Genomic DNA, 24,922 nt, shown 5'->3' with positions numbered 1-24,922 from the left:
CTGGACCTACTGGCGCTCCTGGACCTACTGGCGCTCCTGGACCCACTGGCGCTCCTGGACCTACTGGCGCTCCTGGACCTACTGGCGCTCCTGGACCTACTGGCGCTCCTGGACCTACTGGCGCTCCTGGACCCACTGGCGCTCCTGGACCTACTGGCGCTCCTGGACCTACTGGCTCAGGTGCTACCGGACCCACCGGGCCTATCGGACCTACTGGACCTGCCGGCGCTACCGGTCCTACTGGTGCCGGCGTAACCGGACCTGCCGGGCCTACCGGACCTACTGGACCTGCCGGCGCTACCGGTCCTACTGGTGCCGGCGTAACCGGACCCACCGGGCCTATCGGACCTACTGGACCTGCCGGCGCTACCGGACCCACCGGGCCTATCGGACCTACTGGACCTGCCGGCGCTACCGGTCCTACCGGTGCCGGCGTAACCGGACCCACCGGTCCTACCGGACCTACTGGACCTGCCGGCGCTACCGGTCCTACCGGTGCCGGCGTAACCGGACCCACCGGGCCTACCGGACCTGCCGGCGCTACCGGTCCTACCGGTGCCGGCGTAACCGGACCCACCGGGCCTACCGGACCCGCCGGTGCTACCGGACCTACCGGTGCCGGCGTAACCGGACCCACCGGGCCTACCGGACCTACTGGACCTGCCGGTGCTACCGGTCCTACCGGTGCCGGCGTAACCGGACCCACCGGGCCTACCGGACCTACTGGACCTGCCGGCGCTACCGGACCTACCGGTGCCGGCGTAACCGGACCCACCGGGCCTATCGGACCTACTGGACCCACCGGTGCTACCGGACCTACCGGTGCTGGCGTAACCGGACCCACCGGGCCTATCGGACCTACTGGACCCACCGGTGCTACCGGTCCTACCGGTGCCGGCGTAACCGGACCCACCGGGCCTATCGGACCTACTGGACCCGCCGGTGCTACCGGACCTACCGGTGCTGGCGTAACCGGACCTGCCGGACCTGCCGGACCTACCGGTCCTACTGGGCCTACCGGACCTATCGGGCCTATCGGTGCTACTGGACCCACAGGGCCTACTGGACCCACCGGTGCTGGTATCGCTGCATTTGGTAATGTGTATAATCTTGCCACACTGTTGGATGCATCAATCTTAGGAGGTACAAATATCCCCTTCAGCAATAACGGTCCATTAGTTGGTGGTATAACTCACACAGCAGGAGCAACAACAATAGTTGTTCCAACCACAGGCAACTACCAAATAATTTATGGTGCCAGCTTCACCGCCGGAATAGGAGCTGCTATTGCAATAGCGGTAAACGGAACAGTTAATGCTGCAACAAGCGTTTCCGCACTGGTAGCTACAGGCGAAATAAGCGGTAATACCATATTGCCTCTTAATGCCGGAGATTCAATTACTCTGCGCAATAACTCATTAATAGCTATTACTTTGACTATTGCGCCTAACGTAAGTGCTCAACTGGATATTTTGTTACTGGATTAGTATCCTGAAAAAGAGTCTTCATCCTCTCATATGGATGAAGGCTCTTTTTATTTATGGCTTCTTACATTTCTGCCGAACTTATGGACTTTATTTTTGTAACATATTTCTTTTGACGGAATACATTAATTATAGCAACGTATGAAAGGATTTGCAGTTTATAGGCCAACAGCCTTTATAAACTGGTAAAGCTATATGATAACTATCAGTCTTTGTATGATTGTCAAGAATGAAGAAGAGACGCTTGCCCGCTGTCTGGATACTGTTAAGGACATTGCAGACGAAATAAATATTGTTGATACGGGCTCAACGGATAAAACAAAGGAGATTGCCCGGCAGTATACCGACAGAATATTTGATTTCCCTTGGACAAACAGCTTTGCAGATGCCAGAAATGAATCCTATAAATATGCAACAAAAGATTATATCCTTTATCTTGACGCAGATGATGTTATTCTCGAAGCCGATCAGATAAAGTTCAAACAGTTGAAGGAAACACTTGACCCTTCGGTAGATTCCGTTTCCATGTACTATGACGCAGGTACTGATGAATTTGGAAATGTAACACTGCGGTATAGGAATAACCGGCTTGTAAAGAGGGATAAAAATTTTCGCTGGTACGGTGATTGCCACAATTATATAGATGTAAGAGGGAAAACCATCAATTCGGAAATATCCGTCACCCATAAAAAAATACGACATTCCGTGGGCCGTACCGTTTCCATATTTGAAGGCAAAAAAGCCCGCGGTGACACCTTTTCCCCCAGAGACTATTTTTACTTCGGTAATGAACTAAGAGAAAACGGACGTTATCAGGAAGCTATTGACAATTACAACAAAAATCTGGAATTAAGAGAAGGTTGGGCGGAGGATAAGATATTTGCCTGTCTCTACAGAGGTGACTGCTACAGAGCATTGGGCGACAAAGATAACGAACTGACCTCTCTGTTTCAATCTTTTAATTACTCGGCTCCCAGAGGTGAAGCCTGCAGCCGTATCGGCTACAACTTTCAAAAAAGAAGGGAATATAAAACAGCTATATTTTGGTACGACCTAGCTACAAAGCTTGTGCCCGATCCCGATAGATGGAGCTTTGTCTATATGGCCTATTATACATGGTATCCACATTTGCAACTGTGCGTATGCTACTATAATGCGGGCGATTATCAAAAGGCCTTTGAGCATAATGAAGAGGCTGCAAGATATAGGCCCACAGACCAAAGCGTAGCTTACAACAGGAGACTTTTTGAAAGAATATATCCTCAAAAGAAGGATACTGAATAGAAATCCTGCTCCTTTATTCTTTGGGCAGCCGGTACAATGAAACGCTGACCCTGACCGGGCAGCGTTTCAAGTAGCGGTCATGCACTGTGCGGACCAAGTGATTAGGGCAGCTTATTCCCCGCTGCCCTGTATATTTCATACCACTCCTGGCGGGTCAGTTCTATACCGGAAGCCTTGCAAATATCCTTTAATCTTGTTGCACTGGTTGTGCCTACGATGGGCTGCATTCCCGCCGGATGCCTTAAAAGCCACGCAATTGCAATAGCAGTATTTGTAACATTTTTAGCTTCTGCCAGCTCATCAATTGTTTTATTCAACTGGGGAAACTTGTCATTATTTAAGAATACCCCTTCAAAAAAGCCATATTGAAAAGGTGACCAGGGCTGGATTGTAATGTCGTGCAGACGACAATAGTCCAGTATGCTTCCATCTCTGTCAAAGGAACCGGCAACATTCATATTGACATTTATTCCGGCATCAACCATACCCGTATGCATTATGCTGAACTGAAGCTGATTTATAATCAGTTTCTGGCTGACAGATTTCTTCAAAAGCTCAATTTGCATTGGGTTTTGATTGCTCACTCCAAAATTTCGAACCTTTCCGCTGCTCTGCAATATGGAAAAAGCTTCTGCAACCTCTTCGGGTTCCACCAAAGCATCCGGGCGATGCAGCAGGAGTACATCTATATAATCTGTTCTGAGCCTCTTCAGGCTTCCATCCACCGCCTCCAGAATATGGTCTTTTGAAAAGTCAAAACAGCCCGGTCTTATGCCGCACTTTGTCTGAATAATGAACCTTTCCCTTATTGAAGGTCTCATATCAATTGCTTCTGCAAATAGTTCCTCTGATTTCCCTCCGCCATATATATCAGCATGGTCAAAAAAATCAATTCCTTCCTCCAATGCCGTATTTACCAGTATTTCCGCATCTTTTTTGGAAAGCTCGGTTATTCTCATGCATCCGAGAGAAATCTCAGACGCGGGAAATGCTCCTCCGATACTGTTCTTCTTCACTATAAACACCTCTTTCTATTTATCCTGGTTTACAGGTTTTCCTTACAATTGGAATTGTATACCTTAGAGGCTACTGTAAGTCAATAAAAATCCCCGAATGGCCATGTAAAATGAAAAAGTAACTTCTTGATTAGTAGTTAATCCTAAACAGGCCCGTTTGTAAAACGCAGGTATATCTGCTACAATAAATTTACAGTGATGCCTCGGATTCCGGGAGAGGTTGCATTGCCAGTTCGTGCTGCGTCTATGTCCGGATATAAAAGCTTAATGATAATATGGAGAATATTGACTTGTTTAAGGAGGTTATTTCATGGAATACACCATAAAGCAGGCTGCCGAAAAAATGAATCTGACTGCCTATACGCTCAGATATTATGATAAGGAAGGTTTGCTTCCCTTTGTGGAAAGGGATAGTGCGGGAAACAGACTCTTTACTGAAAATGACATAGAATGGCTCGGACTCATATGCTGCTTGAAAAATACAGGCATGCCTATCAGGAAAATCAAGAAATTCATCCAGGGAGCCCTGGAGGGCGAACATACTTTGCAAAGCCGGGTCGAAATGCTTTTGGAACATCGCAATGCTGTTTTGAAGCAGATGGAGGAGCTTAATAAAAACCTGGAAAAGATAAATCACAAAATAAACTATTACAGCGGCTGCCTGGATACGTACAAAAGCAGCCAGCACAGTCAGGCTCATTAATTATTATCCAAAGCCGCTTTCAGTTTTAAACGGAAAGCGGCTTTTCTTTCTATTCCTATTTTTGTGTTGAAGCCACAGCAGCAGCTATTGCAGCACCCAGCCCCGAGCCGTCCTTTACAAGCCGGATCTGTACGTTGGCAGAATCCTCACCCAAAGCATCGGCAAAAGCTTCTTCCATTAGCTTTGGAGCCTTTGGCATTTTCTCGTAAATAGTTCCGTCAATAGCTACTATGTGTCTATTTGTAATCCTTGTTCCGTTGTTTTCCTGATGAAAAAGAATACCCAGGAAGGTAGTGGCAACAAGCCTGACCGTCCTCTTTAAAACTGCTTCGGATACGCTCTTTATTAATTCTGCATCCATTATGGTACAGTTATACTGCTCGGCAGTTTTTGCAGGATAGAGTATGAAGTTTTCAACCATCAAGGCATTAAAGCCCTGATTGAAAAAAGTATCCGTATCAGCATCGGAATTTGTAAACAAAGCCTTATCCCGGTGAAGGTCCAGGCATACTTCTTTTACCAGGCTTCCCATATAGTAGCCCGATACCATCTTTTCAAGAAGCTGTACACCCGGCATCTGACTGTTTCTGTCAATCAGCTCATCATATTTTGTTACCGGCAATCCCACGTTGAAATTTCCAGATTCAAGGTTCACTATCATCTTTCCGCCATTGATAGGATGATTGTTTTCAAGATAGCAGGTGTTATGTCCGGTCCCCATGATAGAGCCTATATCCGCCTCCTGATAACTATACATGGCAACAAGCAGGGTTCCCACAGTATCATTGAGTATGGCCACAGGCTCAATATTGATGTTGCCTGCTTTCAATGCATCTCCAAGGAGTTTGTTTATATTTTCTCCTTCAACACCTGAAGTTGTGATTTCTTTGGTCCAATGTATCAAATAAGCTTCATTTATCCCTTCCTGCCTGCACGGGAATGAGAAGGTATTGCCAAGATACATGCTCTCACCAGGTTCAATTATACCTGCCATGCATTGGGCCATGTAACCGAAAAGCTGTTCAGCCGTCGTATCAGCTTTTGTAAGATCAAAGCCCTTCTCTTTATTTATAAGTTTTTCCTTAATCTCAGCCAGCTTTTCAAAATTTCCGTCTTCAATTTTAAATTTGGTACATCTAAGGTTGGTTCCTCCCATGTCCAAAGTCATAAATATGCCTTTTTCTTTACCGGTAGGCTTTCCTATATATGATGGAAGCATCTTCAGACAGGTTTGTTCCCCCTTAAGACCGGCTTCCAATGTTTCCTTAAACCGTTCTGCAATTCGAAGCATACCTGCCCTGTCTACCTCAAATGATTTCAGTACCTTGTCAACTGTATTGTTAACCCCCATATTCCACCTCTTATCCTATAGTTTGTATAAATAATTTACCTAATATTCTGATTGTATTTTATATGCGTCTTTTGGTCAAGAAAGAATCGTGATTTTACATGGCTTATAAGCAGTTATGACATTGCTGTCATGCTGTTTATGTATGACATGACTTTCAAAAGCTTATCGGTTCTTTCATTTTCATAAAACAGCTCAACAATCCGCTCAGCAGTGAAAATATACTTTAACAGCATGCCTTTTCCTGTTGCCTCCAGTGAAACATTTCGCAGGGAACTCAAGGAAATATAAAGCAGCTCACCTTCTATATTGTGATTTTCTCTGGTATTTGTCTGCTCCATAAAAATGAGTATTTCTTTTTGGCATACAATTGTAAAATGTGTCCGGGTAATGACCTTTCTAAAAAGCAGACCCGGATGATCGTACAGCTTCTTCTGCTTCAGGCTGCACAACACTGATGACTTATCCATTACCGCAGCTCTGGCCACAAGTGCCCCTGCATAATTATTTTCCTCCGCATCAGAAAAAGCCGGATCGGGTAAATAATCCCTGTGCACCTCGGGCACTTTTTGAGCTAATTTTTTACGCAGTTCAAGCAGCAAATCATTGACCAGCTTGCTTACAATGGAATCATAAAAAATCCGTTCCTTCAGCCCTGATTTATAATCAATGGTTATGCAATTGACTGTTGAGCCTGTTTCTTCCACAAGAAAGTTTATATCCTTATAATCAAGTTTCAGCTTTGACAGGGTTCCATTAATATTTTTGATTATTACCAGCAACGAGCCATATATCAATAAGAGCTTTTCCGGTGCATCTGCCCGATAATGCAGCGTCAGCCTGGAGCACCATATAATTTTGTATGGCTGGATTTCATCTTCGTTCAAACAGTTGTAATACTGGTGAAATTGACTTTTCAAGACATTTACATCAATAATTGGCTCAGCAGCAAACGGCTTATCAGAAATAACCATATTTTACTCCTCTAGTCCATGCTTGTATAATTATATTATAGACACCAAGTATAATTGTACAAAATTATATAAAATTTGTAAAACACTTATTTAAAAATACACTTGCTTTTAGGAATATTTTGTATTAGAATTTTTATGCAATCAAAAATTTCACAGAGCAATGACGCTCTCTTCAGATATAAAAATATTAAAGAAGAGATAATCTTCTTTTTTTATTTCTGGAAATCTTATTTAATCTTTTTTCGACCGAAATACAATGGCGTGTTTCTGATTAATTCCTTTGTGCTGTTTAATTGAATTTTGAAAGGAGCAATAAATACATGAGTTCAATCAATGTATTGTTTTTAATGCTGGGCGCAGTTATGATCCTGGCTATGCACGCCGGTTTTGCCTTTCTTGAGGCTGGCAGTGTCAGCAGAAAGAATCAGGTAAATGCTTTCAATAAAATTATTTTCGATTGGTCCGTTACCACAGTTGCATATTTTATAATTGGTTTTCCCATATCATATGGAATTGTACTCTATACCAACAACAGTCTTTTTACACAACAAAACGGAATCGAACTGGTCAGATTCTTTTTCCTGCTGGGCTTCGCAGCATGTATACCTGCCATTATCTCAGGCGGAGTTGTAGGAAGGATGAAATTTTTTACACAGTCTCTGGCAGCAGTTTTTCTGGGAGGAGTTATATACCCCCTGTTTGAAAGCCTGGTATGGGGTCAAAATTCCTTTATGGGACAAAAGGGGTCTTTTTTTGAAAAGATATTCGGCGCTCCCTTCCACGACTTTGCAGGTTCGGTTGTAGTCCATTCTCTGGGAGGCTGGATTGCCCTTGCCGCAATAATTATTCTTGGACCAAGAAAAGGCAGGTTTGGCGGGCGTTTCAATACAAGGCCAAGCAATATTCCTTTTTTGACTCTCGGAAGTTGGATTCTCATAGTGGGCTGGTTCGGCTTTAATGTAATGAGCGCTCAAAATGTAAATGCTATTTCAGGTCTTGTTGTCCTGAACTCACTGATGGCCATGGTAGGCGGCACCATGTCGGGCCTCATTTTCTCAAAGAATGATGTGGGTTTTACTCACAACGGAGCACTGGCCGGCCTGATTGCAATCTGTGCCGGTTCAGATGTGGTGCACCCCTTTGCCGCATTGTTTATAGGTGCAATTGCCGGTCTTATATTTATTATTTTTTTCGAGCTTGAAACTAAATGGAAGATTGATGATGTTTTGGGTGTCTGGCCATTGCATGGCATAAATGGTACCTGGGGGGGAATTGCAGCAGGTATTTTCGGAAGAAAAGCTTTAGGTGGTGTTTATGATCTGAGCTTTATGTCTCAGCTTACTGGTTCGCTGTTAGCTCTGGTCTATGCGTTTGCTGCAGGTTTTGTGCTGTATAAGGTAATCGATGCGGTAGCAGGCATAAGAATAAGTGAACAGGAAGAGCTGGTGGGAACGGATCTGACCTTTCACAGGATAGATGCAAATCCGGAGCAGACACTTTAACTCTTGATTTATATAATCCATAGGGATATACATGTGAGGAGGAAATATGACATGAAAATGGTTATTGCGATTGTAAGGCCTGAAGCCGTAGAAGATGTAAAGGCGGCTTTATTTGAGGCTCAGATACATAAAATGACAGTTTCACACGTTAAGGGCTGCGGTCAGCAAATGGGCTACACCGAGAGCTACAGAGGCAACGTAAATACAGTAAACCTGCTTACAAAGGTAAGATTTGAAATCGCAGTTAATGATGAATTTGTCAAACCTACCATTGATGCTGTTATGAAGGTTGCCAGAACAGGTAAGATAGGCGACGGCAAGATTTTCGTACAGACTGTAGAAGAGTGTTACAGGATCAGAACCGGTGAAGAGGGTACGGATGCCATCGGCTGACGGTATTCCATACCAATGCAGCAATATTCAAAATTGACACGCAATTAAAGCGGCCCGTCATGTCATTGCCGGCCGCTTTAAATTTTGCGAGATAACTATTTCATGAAATCAATCACGATTGACTTTTTTATCAGTTTAAATAGCTGCTATATCTTTCTATTCCTTCAACTATTCCGGCAACGATTTTGTCCTGATAGTCCGGCGTATTAAGGAGCCTGTCCTCCTCCGGATTGGTCATAAAGCCCATTTCCAGAAGTACAACCGGTATCTTTGACCAGTTAAAGCCCGTCATATCACTGCTCTTTACGATTCCCTGGGATCTGGCTTTTGTCTTTCCGAGAACAGCTTCCATTATATACTGGCCGGCCTTTGCGCTTTTTTCCAGCATAGCTTTGTCTTTTATATACTTATTGCCTGGAATCAGCATAAGCATTCCCGAAACCTTGCTGTTATCCGATCCGTTTGCATGAATCCTTATGGTCAGGTCTGCACCTGATTTGTTCCAGAATTCCGTTCTTTCCACATTGGTCATGTTGCATACATCTGTCTCCCTGACCATGATCAGCTTAGCCCCTTTTTCAGACAGAGCCTTTTTCAACTTCAATGAAACCGCCAGGTTAAGACTTTCTTCAGTTATTTTTGTTGCTGCCCCTGAAGTTCCCACGGCTGTGGCAGCTTTCATCACAGTTGAACCGGGTGCCACAGGTTCTGTTTTTTTAATCTTCTTCGTAACCTTTCCATGTCCCGGGTCTATACAAATGTTCAGCCCTTCAAGCTGCAGCTTCTTTCCCTGCTGGGCTTTTTTAATCCCGGCATTTGAAGCCAGCTCTGCCAAGCCACCGTCTGAACCGCTTGTGTTCCTGAACTCTCCTCCTGCTTTATAGCCGGATGCCGATACGGTTTTTCCATTGTGTCCCGCCTCTGAAGCTCCCTGATATTGTCCTCCGCAGGCCGACAGCAATATCAAAGCCACACCCGCCGCCATTATTCTTAACATACGTCTCATGAAATACTGAACTCCTGTCCTAAAATACTGATAAGCCATATATTTAGCTTGATTATTATATTATACCAAACACAATTAAGTATAATTGCTCAATATTAATATTTCTATACAAGCTTACCAATTTTCTGAGGACTTATATTCTGAATATTCTGATTTCTCTGTCAAGTTCCCCTGCCAGCTCCGACAATTCCCTTGATGATTGGGCTATTGTTTCAATGGAAGCGAGCTGCTCCTGACCTGTAGCAGATATTTCCTGCATACTAGCAGCGGATTCCTCGGCTGTGGCTGCCATATCATGGGTTCTCTCCGAGATGGATTTCGACTTTTTGTTTACATTTTCAATTTCACTGGCTGTGGTTTTAAGGCTGTTCACAATACCGGCATAGGAGCTCTTGATTTTGACGAAGGCTGACTGTGTAATGGATAGAGCCTGCTGCTGCTGGTTCATTAAAACATTGGCGGTATTTATATTTTCAACAACCTTATTGGTTTTTTGGGTTGTTGCATTAGTAAGTTCTATAATCACTTTGGCCGCCTTGGCTGATTCTTCCGCAAGTTTCCTTATCTCATCGGACACCACTGAAAAGCCTTTTCCCGCCTCACCGGCCCTGGCAGCCTCAATTGCTGCATTAAGGGCAAGAAGATTTGTCTGTTCTGCAATTGACGTTATTATTTCAATAGTACTTGATACCTGGCTGATCATTTCGCTTAACTCGCCTATTGAAGCACTGGTTTCAAGTGTAACCCTTACATTCTCCTCCATCTTCTGCGACTGCACGTCAACAGCCTTCTGGCCTTCGTCTATAGTTTCCAGGGATTCCACCGCCTTGTCTGCCCCTGCTGCGGCTTCAACACTTATGTTGTCTATTACCCCAGCAACCTCAGCCAACGTGAGGTTAATATTGCCGATAGTCTCTGCCTGACTGCTGTTTCCTTCTGCAACCTCGGCAATGGTGTTGACTACCTGCGTAATGGACAGCACATTCTCCTCTGTTGTCTTGCTGAGACTATGTGAATGGGATGAAAGGGCATCTGAAATACTCTTGACCCTGAAAGCCATTTTCTTCAGTGCAGACCTGGTGGACATAAGAGCTTCTGCCATTTCCCGGCTTTCGTCCCCGGATTTGAAATTTTCCTCTACTGAGATGTCCTCAGTCAGATCAAATTCTGCAGTCTTTTTTGTTATACCTGTAACTCGTATAATGGGTTTTGAAATTACCTTTCCAACTATGTATGACATTACTATTCCCAATAGCATTGAAATCAGCAGTCCAATAAGTACTTGCGCAGGCGGCAGGAAGGAAAGTGTCCCGGAACCTCCGGGATCTCCGTTCTGTGCCGCTCCCACAGCAGAAGCCGGGTCCCCTCCTCCCATGCCGTTTTTCATAATTACCGAAGCACCTACATTAATCACAGCCACCACCAGTGAGTTGATTATTGACAGCGTTACTATTTTTGAAGCCATACCCATTTTTTTCATTAACATTCTCCTTGTCCCATAGTAGTTTGATAATCAGATCATTCAAAATGTTCATAAATTTACAATATTTTCTTCACAGAATGTTCTTATTTAAAATGTATTATATCTGTGTAATGTGATTAATAAATGAAAGAAAGGGGTATGTTCTGTGAAAAAATTAATAAGTGCCGTTTTGGTGTCCACATTCATGCTGACTCTGGCGGCCTGTGGTTCCGGCAATCCTACGGCTGCTAATCAGTTTTCAGATAATCAGTCAGGCTCAGTTTCCAATTTTACAGGTCAAGATTCAAGAAGAGGAGGAGCAGGTGGCTTCGGAGGCTGGAATCAAGGTCAGCCGGCAGATGTGACCGGTGAAATAACCTCTGTTTCAGGTAATCAGATAACCTTGAAGCTTGTAAAAATGCCCTCCTTCAGCAGAAACGGAGTCCCGCCCTCCGGGAACAGCAGCCCCGGGGCTATAGGCGGACCGGCTGGAGACAGCGGCCCGGCGAAATCAGGAGATAATCCTGCTCAGGGCACCAATCCGGCAAGGCGTTCCGGGAATCAAGCTCCCGAGAACGGGGGCGAAAGGCGCGGAAGCGGAGACAGATCTCAGGGAAACGGACAGCGCCAGGCAAGAATTATGGAGTATACCGGCGAGACAAAGACCATAACAGTACCCGAGGGTGTCTCAATAACAGCTATGGGAGGAAGGCCCGGCAATGACAATGGTTCGGAAAAATCCGACTTGAAAGTCTCAGACCTTGTCAAGGGAAACATCCTTCAAATATGGTATTCGGAGGATGATAAGGACACAATATCCAGAATTACCGTCATGCAGGCAATCCAGGGCCCGGAAGACAACAGCGGCAATTCCGGCACTCAGGTCCAATAAAGTTTCTAGGCATGTAAATCTTTTAAAACCTGCTTATAAAGCAAAAAAGGAGCTCTGATTATCTCAGAACTCCTTTTTTTGTTTATAAATGTTATTCTGTTTTAAATTTATCCAGTTCCCTGTTCAGAGCCGCCGCTACTTCGTTCAGTTCCTGTGCATTTTTAGACAGTTCCTCGGCAGACAGCATCTGCTGTTCGGTACTTGCGGAAATTTCCTGGGTTGTTGCTGCCGATTCTTCAGCAACAGCAGATATGTTTTCCATAGACTCAAGTACCTTTTCCTTTGATTTCATTATATTGTCAACAGATTTTTCCGTTCTCTCAATGTTTGCTATAACTTCCTGCATTGCAGAGAATACTGTCTTAAACATTTCTTCGGTACCGGTAACTGCCTGTATCTGCTCATTTACTACAACATTTGAATTCATAACTTCTTCAACCGTATCATTTGTCTTCTTGCCAATTGCTGCCACTATACTATTTATGTTGCTGGTAAATTCCTTGGATTGTTCAGCAAGCTTTTTAACTTCATTTGCAACAACAGCAAAGCCTTTTCCTGCTTCTCCGGCACGGGCAGCCTCAATGGAAGCATTCAACGAAAGAAGGTTGGTCTGTTCTGATATTCCGATCATTATCTTCAGTATCTTCTGAATCTCCTTCATGCTGTTGCTCAAATCTGTAATATTGTGTGACACCTTGTTGGTAGTCTCACTGACCTGATTTGACTTTATATTCAACTCATTAATTGCTTTTGTTGCATTTTCGCTTAAGCTGTTTATTTTATTGGCTATGGATATAACCTGTGTTACATCGTCTCCAACATACATGATGCCCTCAGAAAGCTTGTCCATATGGCTCACGCTGTCATTAATCTCATTTGCCTGATCCGTAGCACCCCTGGCAATCTGTTCAACAGTGACGGATACCTGCTCGGAAGAGGTATATGCAGCACCTGAAGCAGCAGCTATTTTGGTAGCAGCGCCTACCACATCCATGGAGGTCCTTCTCACCTGGGAAACAAGGGCATTTATGTTTGACAGCATATCATTATAGTTTCTGCAGACTTCTCCGATTTCATCATTTTCTCCATCCAGAATCTGGCTTGTCAAATCGCCTTCCTTTGCTCTCTTCATAGTAGAAACAAGCTTATTTAGCGGAGTTGAAACACTTCTGGCAATAACTGTGCATAGCACAATCGCAAAAAGCAGGCACAGGATTCCGATTATCAGGATATTTGTTCTCAATGAGTTCGCATCACTGTTCAGGAAGCTGTAAGGAACAATCGTTACCAGATACCAGTCCTTGCCTTCACTTATCTGGGAATAAGTAACCAGGCTTGACCTCTTATCGAAATCCATCTCTAAATTTCCGGATTTTCTTTCTTCAAACTTTATGCCGTCACCAAACTTCTTTTCTATTTCCTTACTTATTTTTTCCCCAATAATCTTTGTGTCCTCGGTGGAAGTTGTCAATGGATATTCTTTCGTATCCCTCGCTGAAATTATATTGCCCTTTGAGTCGACAATAAAGATAGGATACGCCTTTCCTGACTTTTCATCCTTTCCTATATCCAGGTTTTCAAATGCAGTCACAAGGAAATTTTCCTTCGGGATAACTACCATTCTTGCTGCAGAACTTCCGCTGGCCAAGGAATTTATATCCTTTCTGACACCCAGCAGGGTTTTTTCTACTGTTCCAATCTTTACTTTAAAATTGACCCACTCCAGCTTTTTCGATTTCATATCAGCAAGGACTGCAGGGTCAAAGGTAAGGGTAGAGGCATTGTATACTTCAACTTGCGAATAATTTTCGCCATGCAGGAAAGCACTGAAATGAATATCCTTTGTTGTTGCGAACTTATTTGATAAAAAATCGGATATGGTCCTGGACTGGGTCAGCTTTTCAAAATCGTCCTCAATATTCAGGTTTGTTATTGCATCCTGGATTACCGAAGACAGGCCCACATCAAATACGTAGTTTTCCACACGGGTTATTTCACTGTTCAGTACAACTCCGGTCTGGCCTGTAACCTGCAGTGAATAGGTTTTAACTTTATTATCTATGGTATTTGTTGAACTGCTGTAGGAAAAAATTCCGGTAATAAGCAGCATGACAATCAGCAAAATTACAAACGATGCAATAAGTCTGGTCTGGATTCTGAATTTCCTTAAAAGAAAAGACTTTCCAGATGGCTTTCCGTTAAAATTCGACATTATTCGGTTGTCAAGTTTGCCACCGTCTCCAGCCTTGTCCCCCCTTGCCTTATGTACCTTTTTTACGAGTGCTAAAGCCGATGATGCAATTGTTTCCAATACTGACTTGATTTTTGATATGACCGGCTTGATATTCATAAAACTCTCCTCACAATCCCGTTGAATTTAGTGATTCGACACTATTCTCTCTATACCATTATAATACTTCACAAGCCATATTTAATCAAGTAATTTTTCACATGGAGCACCCAAAAGCAAGCTGTATTTTTTGTTGAAAATCACGTAGTAAAGCCGTCAAATTCCATCTATTTCCAGGTTGTATTCACCCAAAAGATAGTATTGGGGTCTGGAAATATTTAACCTTAATTTGTCATTTTCCCCCTGCTCAAGCTCATATTCAATAGCTTTAATAATTCCATTTTCATCCGGAACTGACAAATATCCTCCGCCTTTTGTTATACCAAAAGTATCGACCCTGTTAAAGGCAGTATTTTTTAAAACCATACCGGGATTGCTGTTTTTGCAGGCAAGGCTTATTCTCAGGGCTCCATATTCGTTCTCCGGTCTGGCCACCTTCTCCACCTGTGTTATAATCATGGTGGAGTCCTCGAAAGCTACTTCCTTATTCAGTTTAAGTATCTTTCCCTCCTCAGGGACAGTCAGAGAAACCACGCTGCTTTCAGCTCCTTCCACAATAAGGTATGGGATATTCAATACCAGTTTTGCTTCCTCCGGATTCACATCAAAATAAAACCTGTTGTTGGCCCCCATATAACCCTCAGGGGTCTTGTATCCGTGCCTTCCACTGCTTGTCATGAGACTGATGTCCATCCCCTTGTAGCCCTTGTCGTCCTCCTTTGCATAGGAATAAATATTGAATTTGCTCTTATTTACAGTGTAGAGTTCAACCTCCAATCTGTTTCCATCCTTCTTTGGCACCGCAGTGATAGAAATGTTATTTTTTACGTCAGTAGGCCCGATCTCCTGCAGGCTGCCATAACTTGCACAGGGCTGCAGTGTAAAATCCAGTGACAGTCCGAATTGGTTATTGACCAGTGTATAAGAGATTTTGTCATTAATAAGTTCTTCAGGGATTTCAAAGTATATATGAGTGTTTTCCAATTTCCCTCCGCCTCCTGTGGAGGAACTGGATGACCTGTACTCCTTCCCCTTTATAAAGAGCCTTATATCAGGCTTTTTCAGCGCATCTCTCTTCAGGAGCTCCTCCAATTCCTTCTTCTCCTCCAGGGCCTTGCTTTCATCAAAAGCTTTTTTCTCTACCTCAAAAGAAATACTAAGGCTGTTCTTCCCAGCCAGCACGGTCCGTACGGTCATTATGGCCTGGTTGTTCTCAGCTCTCAGCTTGCTTTCCCTGGCTATGAATTTAATGTCCTGATTGTTCTCTACTATCCCATAGCCCGGAATAAAACCGAATAATCTGGAAAAAGCTTCTGCAACATTTTCTACTCCCACCAGGGCGGTGGATACAGCCAGCAAGACAATGGCGGCGGCAACAACGGCGGCGGCCTTTTTCAACAGGCTCCTGGCCCTGCTGAGTCCGGCCTTTTTATAGACAGAGGACTTTATTCTTTTTAAGGCTTTTCTATCCAGTTCAAAGGCAAGTTTTTCATTAAGGAGGCTGTCTGTCTGATGAGTATCAAGCCGGTCAAGCTCATAAATCAATTTTTCTTCCATTTCAACTGTCCATCCTTTCCTGAAAATCAATATCAGCACCAACAATTGTCCTGAGTTTCCGGAGCCCCCTCGAAACTCTCTTGTCAATGGTATTTTCCTTAAAATTCATAAGTCCTGCGATTACCTTCGTGCTCTGGCCGAAATAATACTTTCTGATAAATATCTCTGTATCGGGTTCTCCAAGGGCTTTAATACTGCTGATCAGCAAATTTCTTGTGTCAAGCCTGTCACATTGTCCCTGTGGCTGCGTTCCTCCCTCCGCCCCTTCCGGGGTAATTTCTCCCAATATATGAAGGGGTAATACGGTTGTATGTTCTTTCATGCTTTTTCTGAACATATCAATTGCTCTTCTTTTTGCTATGGTTGCAAGAAAACTTTTTATAGTCCCTTTGGAAAGATCTATTCCCGCTCTTTTCTCAAAAGCCTCGAAAAAAACCGAACTGACGCATTCTTCAATATCTTCTTTCGGGCATATGGCTGAAAGTTTATTGCAAACTATTGTATATATCAGGCCGGCATATGTATTCATCAATTTCTCCAGGCCTGCTTCAGGTTTTTTCATCAGTAGTGCCAATATTTTCTCTTCCAAAAGAAATACCATCCTTTCTTAAACCTGTTTCACCTAATAATTCGAAACAAAAGTCAAGAACCTGACACTTTCTATAAAATATAAGCATTCTATCTTGCAGGGTTGGTCAAAAGCACCACCGAAGCAGCCGCTACAAATATCAAAGTCATTATCAGCGCAAACACGGAAAGTCTCTTATAACTTATTACATTCAGAATCCTGCTTTTAACATTGGCCTGGCCGAAGGCAGCCGACAGGACGGTATTCTGTCCGGCACCCAGTGTCATAAGCGTATGGGCATAGTTCTTTCTTTCTCCCGGTGAAAGTCCTTTTACCGCCCTTATGTCGCAGGTGAGCTCCATGTCATCGATAAAAAGCTTGAAAAATATCCAGGCCAGGGGATTGAACCAGTGCACACAGGCTGCCAGAAGTCCCGCGAGCCTCAGCAGATTATCATGCCTTTTTATATGGACACGCTCGTGCATCAGAATGTAATTGAGCCTATTATCTCCCTTAAGTGTTTCAGGAATCAGTATCCTTTGTCTGAAAAAACCATGAACCATGGGGCTTTCCACGGCTGCCCCAGTATAAATGTTCTGCCTGACAAGTTCAACCGCCCTTAACCGCAAATTTGAAAGCAGCAGCATTATCACCCCAAACAGGATTAAGCTTATCACACCGGTTATCCAAAGTACTGCGGCTATTTTAAATATTCTTTCAAGGGTATCCGTCTTATAGGTAACAGGAAAATACGACTCGGCAGCTCCGATACTGTTTGACATGCTTAAACTTACGTTTCCGCCTGTAGTTCCGGGCACGGCTACAACCTTTTTAACCAGGTTTCCCGAAAAGTTAAGCAGGCTCAGCCTGCTGGAAACCGAGAAGGGAATCAGCAGACGGACTAATACCAGTGCCCACATATAATAAATACCCGCTTTTGGTATTGTGGGCAACTTTCTGAATATTAATATCAGAAGTCCCATTATGCCTGCAGTTATACTCATATTGACAACGGAATAAAAGACAGTGTCCAGCATGTCTACCTCCTACGGCTATTTGCCGTTTTTCTCAATTATCCTGCGCAGTTCCTCTATTTCTTCCTTGCTCAGATTTTCATTCTGGATGAAGGAAGCGAAGAATAATTTCTTGGAACCTTTGTACAGCTTGTTTATAAGATTTGAGGTCTCGGCCAGTTGCACCTGCTCCCTGGTTATCAGAGGTATACACACAAAGTTTGGCTCTTCCCTCTTTACCGCGTTTTTCTCAATCAGCTTTTTAATTATGGTGTAGGTGGTGTTCTTATTCCAGCCAGTCCTGTCCTGGGCCATAACAGACAGGTTTTTTGCCGAAGTTGGCCCGTTGTCCCATAATAACTCCATAATCTTGATTTCGCTGTCAAAAAGCTTTATTTGTTCCATTTCTCCACAGCCTCCATATTTTTATTGGTGTTATGTGTTATGTGCTCTATGCCAATTTTTAAAGCCCTTCCATATAAACTGGGTATAAGGGCAAAACAGACTATGGCAGTAGTCTTATATTAATAAACTACTGCCATAGTCTGTTTTTGTCAATATATTTTACCCGGACGGTTAAATAATGTGATTCTTCAATCCAAATATCCTGCCCTTGGAGTTATTCCAAAGGCTTTGGCAAGAATCCTGAGATTTTCATCAGTAATAGTTTGCTTTACAGGCATGTGCATTATCTTGATAAATATCTCCGCCGCCTTCTCCACAGTCTCAATAAGCCCAAAGGTCTCATCCAGATCACGGCCGGTACCGAATATACCGTGCTGAGCCCAGACAACCACTCTGAACTCCTTCATTTTTTCAGCAGTGACCCTCCCGATTTCCTCATTTCCGCACAGCATCCAGGGCAGTACACTCACCCCATCCGGAAATACCACCAGGCATTCGGTGCACATCTGCCAAAGAGTTCTGGTAAACGCACGTTCGTCAAGCTCATGTACAAAGGTCATGGCTATTGTATTTGTGGGATGGGTATGTATTACAACCCTGTGTTCCGGATCTGCCTTAAGTCTTTCAATATGTGTCATCAGGTGGGCGGGCAGCTCGCTGGTGGGCCGGCCTCCGTCTTCATAGCCCCAGAGCAGGTCAAGGCCCTTGCCATCCTCTGCAACCCTCACCACTCCAAGATTTATTCCAGGTGCGCCTGACACATTTTTAAAGTACTTTCCTGTCCCGGTTACAACGAATATTTTTCCTGCCAGCGCAGTTCCGTCAAAGGACATTGGTATTTTTGCCACGGCCTTTTTTGTATCCAGGTAGTCGGCGACCTGAGTTTCCGGTACTATATAGCTTATATTGCCCCCATTTCTTTCATCCCAGCCAAGTCTGTAAAGATTGTCGGTCAATTTGCATATTTCAGTAATAAACGGAGCCGTTAATATATCTTTCATTTTTGTTCCCGCTTTCTTAAGTTTATTTTCACACCAGCCACTTGTATTTCATAAAATTTATCATTGGTTAAATATCACAACCATAACATATTTATGCTATCTTCCGGATAACACATCCTTTTCATACTTCTTTACTTCAGCCAGCCAGGCTTCCTTCACCGGTACATTCATGGCCTTGCAGTAGTAATCCCAAACTGCACCGAAGGGATAGGTTTTAAGCTCCTCCAGCATGGCCAGCCTGCTGGTGTAGTCACCTTCCAGTTCCAGCTTTTTAAGTTCTCCGGCAGGTTCCAGCATTGCCTTCAGCAAAGCCTTAATCATGTTCCTGCTTCCTATTACCCATGCCGCTATTCTGTTAATGCTGCCATCAAAGAAATCCAGCCCGATGTGGGTCCTGTCCAGCAGCTTGCTTCTTACAAGTGATTGAGCTATCTGATTGAGTTCATCGTCCATTATTACCACATGATCACTGTCCCATCTTACAGGACGGCTCACATGCAGAAGCAGTTGGTCTGTGAACATAAGGACTGTGGCAATTTTATCCGATATGACTTCAGTGGGGTGAAAGTGTCCGGCATCCAGGCACACCGCCTTGTTATTCCGGATGGCATAGCCCAGGCAGAATTCATTTGAACCTACCACATAGCTTTCAGTACCTATACCGAATACCTTGCTTTCAACAGCATCAATATTGTATCTTGCATCTATTTTTTCGGAAAAGACCTGATCCAGTGCACTTTTCATACGCTGTCTCGGAGCTTCCCTGTCCACGGGTATATCTTTATAGCCGTCAGGGAACCAGAAGTTTGTCACACAGGTCTGCCCCAGCTCCCGTCCGAAATATTCACCAATTCTGCGGCTTTTGCTGCAATGCCTTATCCAGAAATCCCTGATTTCATTGTCCCCGCTGCTTATGGTAAAACCGCTGTCTGCTTTTGTGTGAGAAAAGCAGGTGGGATTGAAATCAAGTCCCAGGCCCTGTTGCCTTGCCCACTCTACCCAGCCTTCAAAATGCCTTGGCTCCAGTTGATCCAGATCAACCTTTTCTTCGGTATCCGCATATATGGCATGCAGGTTTACCTTGTGCCTGCCGGGTATGAAGCTCAAAGCCTTCTCCATATCCTGCCTCAATTCTTTTACATTCCGTGCCGCACCGGGATAGTTGCCGGTAACCTGGATTCCTCCGCTCAAAGCCTGATCTTTAAATAAAAACCCGGCAACATCATCTCCCTGCCAGCAATGAAGTGAAATTTTTACCTCCTTCAAGGCATCCAATACTTTATCCGTATCCACTCCAAGCCTCCCATAGGCCTTTTTTGCCAGTTCATAAGCTTCATTGATTTCGTTCATGGTTTCCTCCCAGAATTTGTTTATATTCCTCATAAGCCTTCTGCCATTCTTCCTGCTGAACAGGCTTGTAAATCTTTATGTCTGTTGAATTCCTGATTATTTCCCTTGCCTGGGATAAGTCCCTTATTTCTCCAAGTGCAATAAACTGAACTGCAATATTCCCCATTACGGTGGCCTCCACAGGCCCTGCATGAACATCCCTTCCGCAGGCATTGGCTGTCATCCTGCACAGAAGTGTGTCCTTGATCCCCCCGCCTATGATATTTATACTTTTAAACTGCTTTCCTGTGAGCCTCTCAAGCTTTTCAACCGTATACCTGTATTTGAAGGCCAGACTCTGATATATGCAGCGCATTATCTCCCCTCGTGTCCGGGGTACCTGCTGTCCTGTCCTCATACAGAATTTCCTGATTCTCTCCGGCAGATTACCCGGCGCTTCAAAATCCGGAGCGTCCGGGTCTATGAAGCATAGGAAGGGCTCCGCTTCAAGAGCTTCGTTTTCCAGCGTATTGAAATCCACCTCTGCCCCTTCTCTCTGCCACTGTCTTCTTGACTCCTGGATAAGCCACAAGCCCATTATATTTTTCAGAAACCGTATTTTATTGTCAAAGCCTATCTCATTGGTAAAGTTGGCTTCCATGGACTCCTTGCCCACTATGGGCCTGTCACTCTCGATCCCCAGCAGCGACCAGGTTCCGCAGCTTATATACACAAAATCCCTGTTGACGGCAGGAGCGCTTACCACTGCCGAGGCAGTATCATGGGTGGGCACTGCAATGACGGGTACTTCACCGCAGGAAAGCTCCTCGCACAATTCCTTTGACAGAGTTCCGTACATTTCTCCCGGATAAATAATTTCAGGTAAAACCCCCTGCTTTATACCCAGCTTTTCGCATATGTCAAAACACCAGCTATAGGTCTCAGGATTAAACAGGCTGGTGGTTGAGGCATTTGTGACTTCACTGCACTTTTTTCCGGTGAGGAAATATGCCAGGAGATCCGGTATCAGCAACAAGGTTTCTGCATTCTCCATCAGCTCAGGTTGGTGCTTCGCCACATACGCCAACTGAAAAATAGTATTTATCCTCATATGCTGTATACCTGTGGAATTATATACTGTTTCCCTGGATATAAGCCGGAAAACCTCCCTGTCAATGCCTTCCGTTCTCAAGTCCCTGTAATGGACAGGATTGCACAGCATGTTTCCCCTTTTATCCAGCAGTGCAAAATCCACACCCCAGGTATCTATGCCTATAGCATCAAAGCCTCCTGCCCTGAGCGCCTTTGTTATACTTTGCTTCAGCTCATGGTAAAGCCTCAGAATATCCCAGTAAATCGTTCCTCCCACTGTTACAGGTTCATTGCCGAACCGGTGAATTTCCTGCATTCGCAATGTGTGCCCGTCATATTCCCCCAGCATGGCCCTTCCGCTGGAAGCTCCGAAATCGAATGCCAGAACTCTCTTGTTGTCCATGCATTTCTCCGCCTTTTTATAAGTTATTATATATTTGTACCTGAAGTATGCATTAATATTCAGCTAAGATGCCTTTGAGCATCAACTACCATAGATTATATTATACACGCTCATTTACGTCTATATATGCTCGTTATATTGATATTTACACATTTTCATGTTATTATGCAAGCATATATAATCACAAATGCACACAGCAAAAGGCCGCCAGCAGCAAACTGCAGCAATAGAGGCAGAAGGAGATTCCAATGTTTGAAGAAGAGCGCCACAATAAAATTCTGAATATAATTAATACCAGGAAAAGCGCCAAGGTGGCCGAGTTAAGCAAAGCCCTCTACGTGAGTGCCGCCACAGTAAGGCGGGATTTGGCCAAAATGGAGAGGTCGGGATTAATAAAGCGTTCTCACGGAGGTGCCGTACTGTTTGAAAGTTCAAATGCGGAATCCGCCATTTCGGTACGTGAGCTTGAGAACATAAAAGAAAAAAAACTGATCGCCGAGCTGGCCATGAGCTTTATAAGTTCCAATTCCGTAATTTTTATGGATTCCAGCAGCACTGCCGGAATGGTAATACCCTACCTTTCACAGTTCAAATACCTTACTGTTATCACAAACGGCCTAAAAAACGCACTGCTGCTTTCTGAAAAAACCGAGGCCAGGATTCACATGCCCGGCGGTATTGTCAATTCCCGGTCAAATTCCCTGTTGGGAAGCGATACTCTGGACTATCTCTCTGCTTTAAATGCAGAACTTGCTGTCTTTTCCTGCAGCGGGCTTACCCCCAACAATGGCGTCACCGACGCATCCTTTGACCAGTCCAGGCTGAAAAAGGCTCTTATAAGAAACTCAAAAGTCCGGATACTCCTTTGTGACAGCAGCAAGTTCGGAAATATCTATATGTGCAGAACCTGTGGCTTTAATGAATTGGACTACATCCTCACCGACAAAAGACCCTTGCAGGAATATCTGGAGGCCGCCAAAAATCAGGGCTGTGAAATAATCTGGCCGCAGCAGGACAAGAAATAAAAAAACCTCACCTGCCATGAAGTGAGGCTATTTTTTCTATAAAGCCTGCAGTCCGCTCATATTGTACATGTGCTATGACTCCTCGGTATTGTAATTAAACTGTTCTATGGTTTTATAAATCCTTTGCATTCTCATGTCGGTATCGGCAATGGTATCGGCGCATTCCTGCAGTTCCTTTGCCACCGACGGAGGTATGGCATCCACAGTCTTATACCTGAGCTGGTGTTCAAGACTTGCCCAAAAGTCCATGGCTATGGTCCTTATCTGTATTTCTACGGGCACAATCTCCTTTCCGTCAGAGAAAAACACCGGCACCTTCACAACCAGATGCAGGCTGCGGTATCCATTTGGTTTCGGATTCTTTATATAATCCGTTTCCTTCACCAGTTCTATGTCATCTTGCTGCGTCAGCATTTTTGCTATCATGTATATGTCCTCGATATAATAGCAAACCACTCTGATTCCTGCTATATCGTGAAGATTGGCCTTGGCGGATTCAATACTTATGTCCAGCTCTCTTCTGTTCAGCTTGTCAAATATGCTTTTTACAGACTTAATCCTGCTTTGCATATGGTGTATGGGATTTCTCTTATGGATGACCTGAAACTCGTCATCAAGTATCTCAAGCTTGGTACTTATTTCCCTTGTTGCAGATTGATACAAATGCTGCATCTCAAAAAAACTCATCTTTAACCCTTCCACATCATCAGAACGCAGCACCTGCTCCAGGCCGTTGAGGGAAGTCATTGCCATAGTTCTTTTCATCATTATATCCCGGTCTCCCTTTCGGATAATTTGTTTCAAAACATCACCTGCAATTATATAACTTGTACAACCATATATTTAAAAATAGTTTCCTTTAGTCCATATAAAATTCTAATGTCTCTTTACATTATAACGATGAAATTTTAAATAAGTATGAAGTTTTTATTAATTTTATTTATATTTTTATAACATTCGTATGCTGCAAATGAATTTTTCCGGCGTAGAAAATTTTCTCAGGACCAGGCCGGAAGCTTTGCCAGCATGGCCTTTGCAGTACTCCCAGCCACCTGCCGGTCCAACCCCTGGGTCTTTATGATGAAATCCGTCAAGCTGCTGAGTTTTTCTTCATAGGATTGCATTGAACCATCCGGCCGGGCACAAAATCTGCAATAATCTTTTTTAACATCTCCCATGGCATAATCTGATGCATTTTCCATGGGCATACCGCATGCAATACAAGTTTTCATAAAACATCCTCCCTTTCTTTAATACGGTTAAGATTTCCGGCAGCCTGGTGGTCTGTGACATCAAAACGTATATTGCCACAGACCGCTAGTCCCGGGAAATCAGATTTATATAATACTCCGCCAATTCCTCACCATAGCGTCCGAGCACCGACTGTCCGGGAGAAAACAAATCATTGTTCCCCAGGTAGTAATGAATCAAGCCCATCCAGCCGTTAAACACCATATGTACCGGAAGCTTTTTGAGATGGCCCTCTTCACGTTCATAAGCCTGGCTTATATGAAAGGAAACTGTTGATTGAATCATGGTAAAGGTGTTTCTCACTTCAACCGGCAGCAGCCTTATCTCTGTAACCAGTCTTATATAAAAGTCCTCAAACTCTGCCAGACCATCCAGGTGGGACTTCAGAACCTCCCTTAACCTGCTCCTGCCGCCAGCCAGCTCATGAAGCCTCTTATTTATCCTGTCACCGAACTCTCCGATAACGGCTATAATCAGTTCATCCTGTGTTTTAAAATGTGCGAATATGGTTCCGTGTGACACCTCGGACTCTTTTGCGACGGCAAGTGTGGAGGTCCTTGCAAAACCATTTTGGGCAAAAAGCTTCAAAGCAGTTTCAATAATCCTGGTCCGGGTCTGCCGCTTCTGCATTTGCCTTCTGTTTTCATTTGTCTGTGCCTGTTGCTTAGTATCTGCTTCCGTCCTTTCGTGAGCTGACCCGGCAGGTGACATTTGTAAATCTCCATTTCCTTCATTTTTTAATTAAGTCATTACTCATTGAGTATATACTCATTATATCACCGTATTACTATGTGTCAACACTAAAAAAATAAAAGGGCTGCTGCATATAGCAGCACTCCCTTTTATTTTTCGGAGTAGATTTAT

At 44.0% G+C, this 24,922-nt stretch carries 23 protein-coding genes; 7 read left to right on the top strand and 16 right to left on the bottom strand.

The window, feature by feature from the left end:
- Positions 1 to 203: 203 nt before the first annotated feature.
- Positions 204 to 1,487: a BclA C-terminal domain-containing protein gene (locus CLHUN_RS21895; RefSeq protein WP_242656420.1), complete on the top strand. Its 1,284-nt coding sequence runs from the start codon at positions 204 to 206 to the stop codon at positions 1,485 to 1,487.
- A 192-nt stretch (positions 1,488 to 1,679) separates the two neighbouring features.
- Positions 1,680 to 2,768 (top strand): glycosyltransferase, encoded by a 1,089-nt coding sequence (locus CLHUN_RS02575; protein WP_080062993.1) that lies wholly within the window; start codon positions 1,680 to 1,682, stop codon positions 2,766 to 2,768.
- A gap of 101 nt (positions 2,769 to 2,869) precedes the next feature.
- On the opposite strand, the gene CLHUN_RS02570 is transcribed toward CLHUN_RS02575, so the two are convergent.
- Positions 2,870 to 3,784, bottom strand: a complete 915-nt coding sequence (locus CLHUN_RS02570) for an aldo/keto reductase (protein WP_080062992.1) — start codon at positions 3,782 to 3,784, stop codon at positions 2,870 to 2,872.
- Between the two features lie 310 nt (positions 3,785 to 4,094).
- Between CLHUN_RS02570 and CLHUN_RS02565 the strand changes: the two genes are divergently transcribed.
- Complete coding sequence (locus CLHUN_RS02565; protein ID WP_080062991.1) at positions 4,095 to 4,487, top strand: MerR family transcriptional regulator; 393 nt, start codon at positions 4,095 to 4,097, stop codon at positions 4,485 to 4,487.
- Between the two features lie 55 nt (positions 4,488 to 4,542).
- Here CLHUN_RS02565 and CLHUN_RS02560 read toward each other — a convergent pair whose 3' ends face one another.
- Together CLHUN_RS02560 and CLHUN_RS02555 are read right to left on the bottom strand one after the other, a co-directional pair.
- Positions 4,543 to 5,838 carry a hexokinase family protein gene (locus tag CLHUN_RS02560; protein WP_080062990.1) on the bottom strand — a complete coding sequence of 432 codons (1,296 nt, stop codon included), beginning with the start codon at positions 5,836 to 5,838 and terminating at the stop codon, positions 4,543 to 4,545.
- Between the two features lie 113 nt (positions 5,839 to 5,951).
- Positions 5,952 to 6,809, bottom strand: coding sequence for a hypothetical protein (locus CLHUN_RS02555; RefSeq protein WP_080062989.1), 858 nt, complete (start codon positions 6,807 to 6,809; stop codon positions 5,952 to 5,954).
- 320 nt (positions 6,810 to 7,129) lie between these two features.
- On the opposite strand from CLHUN_RS02555, the gene CLHUN_RS02550 reads away from it, so the two are divergent.
- Positions 7,130 to 8,311: an ammonium transporter gene (locus tag CLHUN_RS02550; RefSeq protein ID WP_080062988.1), complete on the top strand. Its 1,182-nt coding sequence runs from the start codon at positions 7,130 to 7,132 to the stop codon at positions 8,309 to 8,311.
- A 51-nt stretch (positions 8,312 to 8,362) separates the two neighbouring features.
- Positions 8,363 to 8,704: a P-II family nitrogen regulator gene (locus CLHUN_RS02545; protein WP_080062987.1), complete on the top strand. Its 342-nt coding sequence runs from the start codon at positions 8,363 to 8,365 to the stop codon at positions 8,702 to 8,704.
- Positions 8,705 to 8,834: 130 nt separating this feature from the next.
- Here the strand turns inward: CLHUN_RS02545 and CLHUN_RS02540 are convergent, their stop codons facing one another.
- Positions 8,835 to 9,710 (bottom strand): N-acetylmuramoyl-L-alanine amidase family protein, encoded by an 876-nt coding sequence (locus tag CLHUN_RS02540; protein ID WP_242656417.1) that lies wholly within the window; start codon positions 9,708 to 9,710, stop codon positions 8,835 to 8,837.
- Between the two features lie 133 nt (positions 9,711 to 9,843).
- Positions 9,844 to 11,190, bottom strand: a complete 1,347-nt coding sequence (locus CLHUN_RS02535) for a methyl-accepting chemotaxis protein (protein WP_242656416.1) — start codon at positions 11,188 to 11,190, stop codon at positions 9,844 to 9,846.
- A 148-nt stretch (positions 11,191 to 11,338) separates the two neighbouring features.
- On the opposite strand from CLHUN_RS02535, the gene CLHUN_RS02530 reads away from it, so the two are divergent.
- Positions 11,339 to 12,064, top strand: a complete 726-nt coding sequence (locus tag CLHUN_RS02530; RefSeq protein ID WP_080062986.1) for a hypothetical protein — start codon at positions 11,339 to 11,341, stop codon at positions 12,062 to 12,064.
- Positions 12,065 to 12,155: 91 nt separating this feature from the next.
- Here the strand turns inward: CLHUN_RS02530 and CLHUN_RS02525 are convergent, their stop codons facing one another.
- The 8 genes from CLHUN_RS02525 to CLHUN_RS02490 form a co-directional block, all read right to left on the bottom strand.
- Positions 12,156 to 14,414, bottom strand: a complete 2,259-nt coding sequence (locus CLHUN_RS02525; protein WP_080062985.1) for a methyl-accepting chemotaxis protein — start codon at positions 14,412 to 14,414, stop codon at positions 12,156 to 12,158.
- 156 nt (positions 14,415 to 14,570) lie between these two features.
- Entirely contained in the window at positions 14,571 to 15,971 is a 1,401-nt protein-coding gene (locus CLHUN_RS02520; RefSeq protein WP_080062984.1) for a hypothetical protein, read from the bottom strand.
- Position 15,972: 1 nt separating this feature from the next.
- On the bottom strand, positions 15,973 to 16,560 hold the full coding sequence (locus CLHUN_RS02515; RefSeq protein ID WP_080063008.1) for a sigma-70 family RNA polymerase sigma factor: 588 nt from the start codon (positions 16,558 to 16,560) through the stop codon (positions 15,973 to 15,975).
- Positions 16,561 to 16,649: 89 nt separating this feature from the next.
- Entirely contained in the window at positions 16,650 to 17,576 is a 927-nt protein-coding gene (locus CLHUN_RS02510; protein ID WP_080062983.1) for a M56 family metallopeptidase, read from the bottom strand.
- Positions 17,577 to 17,591: 15 nt separating this feature from the next.
- The gene (locus CLHUN_RS02505) at positions 17,592 to 17,957 is read right to left on the bottom strand and encodes a BlaI/MecI/CopY family transcriptional regulator (RefSeq protein WP_080062982.1); all 366 of its coding nucleotides are present in this window, start codon (positions 17,955 to 17,957) and stop codon (positions 17,592 to 17,594) included.
- Positions 17,958 to 18,145: 188 nt separating this feature from the next.
- Positions 18,146 to 18,958, bottom strand: coding sequence for a rhamnulose-1-phosphate aldolase (gene rhaD, locus CLHUN_RS02500; protein WP_080062981.1), 813 nt, complete (start codon positions 18,956 to 18,958; stop codon positions 18,146 to 18,148).
- A gap of 96 nt (positions 18,959 to 19,054) precedes the next feature.
- On the bottom strand, positions 19,055 to 20,308 hold the full coding sequence (gene rhaA / locus CLHUN_RS02495; RefSeq protein ID WP_080062980.1) for an L-rhamnose isomerase: 1,254 nt from the start codon (positions 20,306 to 20,308) through the stop codon (positions 19,055 to 19,057).
- Complete coding sequence (locus CLHUN_RS02490) at positions 20,292 to 21,782, bottom strand: rhamnulokinase (protein ID WP_080062979.1); 1,491 nt, start codon at positions 21,780 to 21,782, stop codon at positions 20,292 to 20,294. The genes rhaA and CLHUN_RS02490 overlap by 17 nt, the downstream gene beginning before the upstream one ends.
- A gap of 248 nt (positions 21,783 to 22,030) precedes the next feature.
- Here CLHUN_RS02490 and CLHUN_RS02485 point away from each other — a divergent pair, with 248 nt between their 5' ends.
- A complete protein-coding gene (locus CLHUN_RS02485) occupies positions 22,031 to 22,807 on the top strand; it encodes a DeoR/GlpR family DNA-binding transcription regulator (RefSeq protein ID WP_080062978.1) in 777 nt (258 codons plus the stop codon).
- 72 nt (positions 22,808 to 22,879) lie between these two features.
- Here CLHUN_RS02485 and CLHUN_RS02480 read toward each other — a convergent pair whose 3' ends face one another.
- The 3 genes from CLHUN_RS02480 to CLHUN_RS02470 form a co-directional block, all read right to left on the bottom strand.
- Positions 22,880 to 23,572: a GTP pyrophosphokinase gene (locus CLHUN_RS02480; RefSeq protein WP_422785037.1), complete on the bottom strand. Its 693-nt coding sequence runs from the start codon at positions 23,570 to 23,572 to the stop codon at positions 22,880 to 22,882.
- A 233-nt stretch (positions 23,573 to 23,805) separates the two neighbouring features.
- Complete coding sequence (locus CLHUN_RS02475) at positions 23,806 to 24,039, bottom strand: zinc ribbon domain-containing protein (protein ID WP_080062977.1); 234 nt, start codon at positions 24,037 to 24,039, stop codon at positions 23,806 to 23,808.
- Between the two features lie 85 nt (positions 24,040 to 24,124).
- Positions 24,125 to 24,769 carry a TetR/AcrR family transcriptional regulator gene (locus tag CLHUN_RS02470; protein WP_080062976.1) on the bottom strand — a complete coding sequence of 215 codons (645 nt, stop codon included), beginning with the start codon at positions 24,767 to 24,769 and terminating at the stop codon, positions 24,125 to 24,127.
- Positions 24,770 to 24,922: the final 153 nt, after the last annotated feature.

The sequence above is a fragment of the Ruminiclostridium hungatei genome, assembly GCF_002051585.1.
In the GTDB taxonomy this organism is placed as follows: Bacteria; Bacillota; Clostridia; order Acetivibrionales; family DSM-1351; genus Ruminiclostridium; species Ruminiclostridium hungatei.
This window is presented reverse-complemented; position numbering and strand designations above follow the sequence as displayed.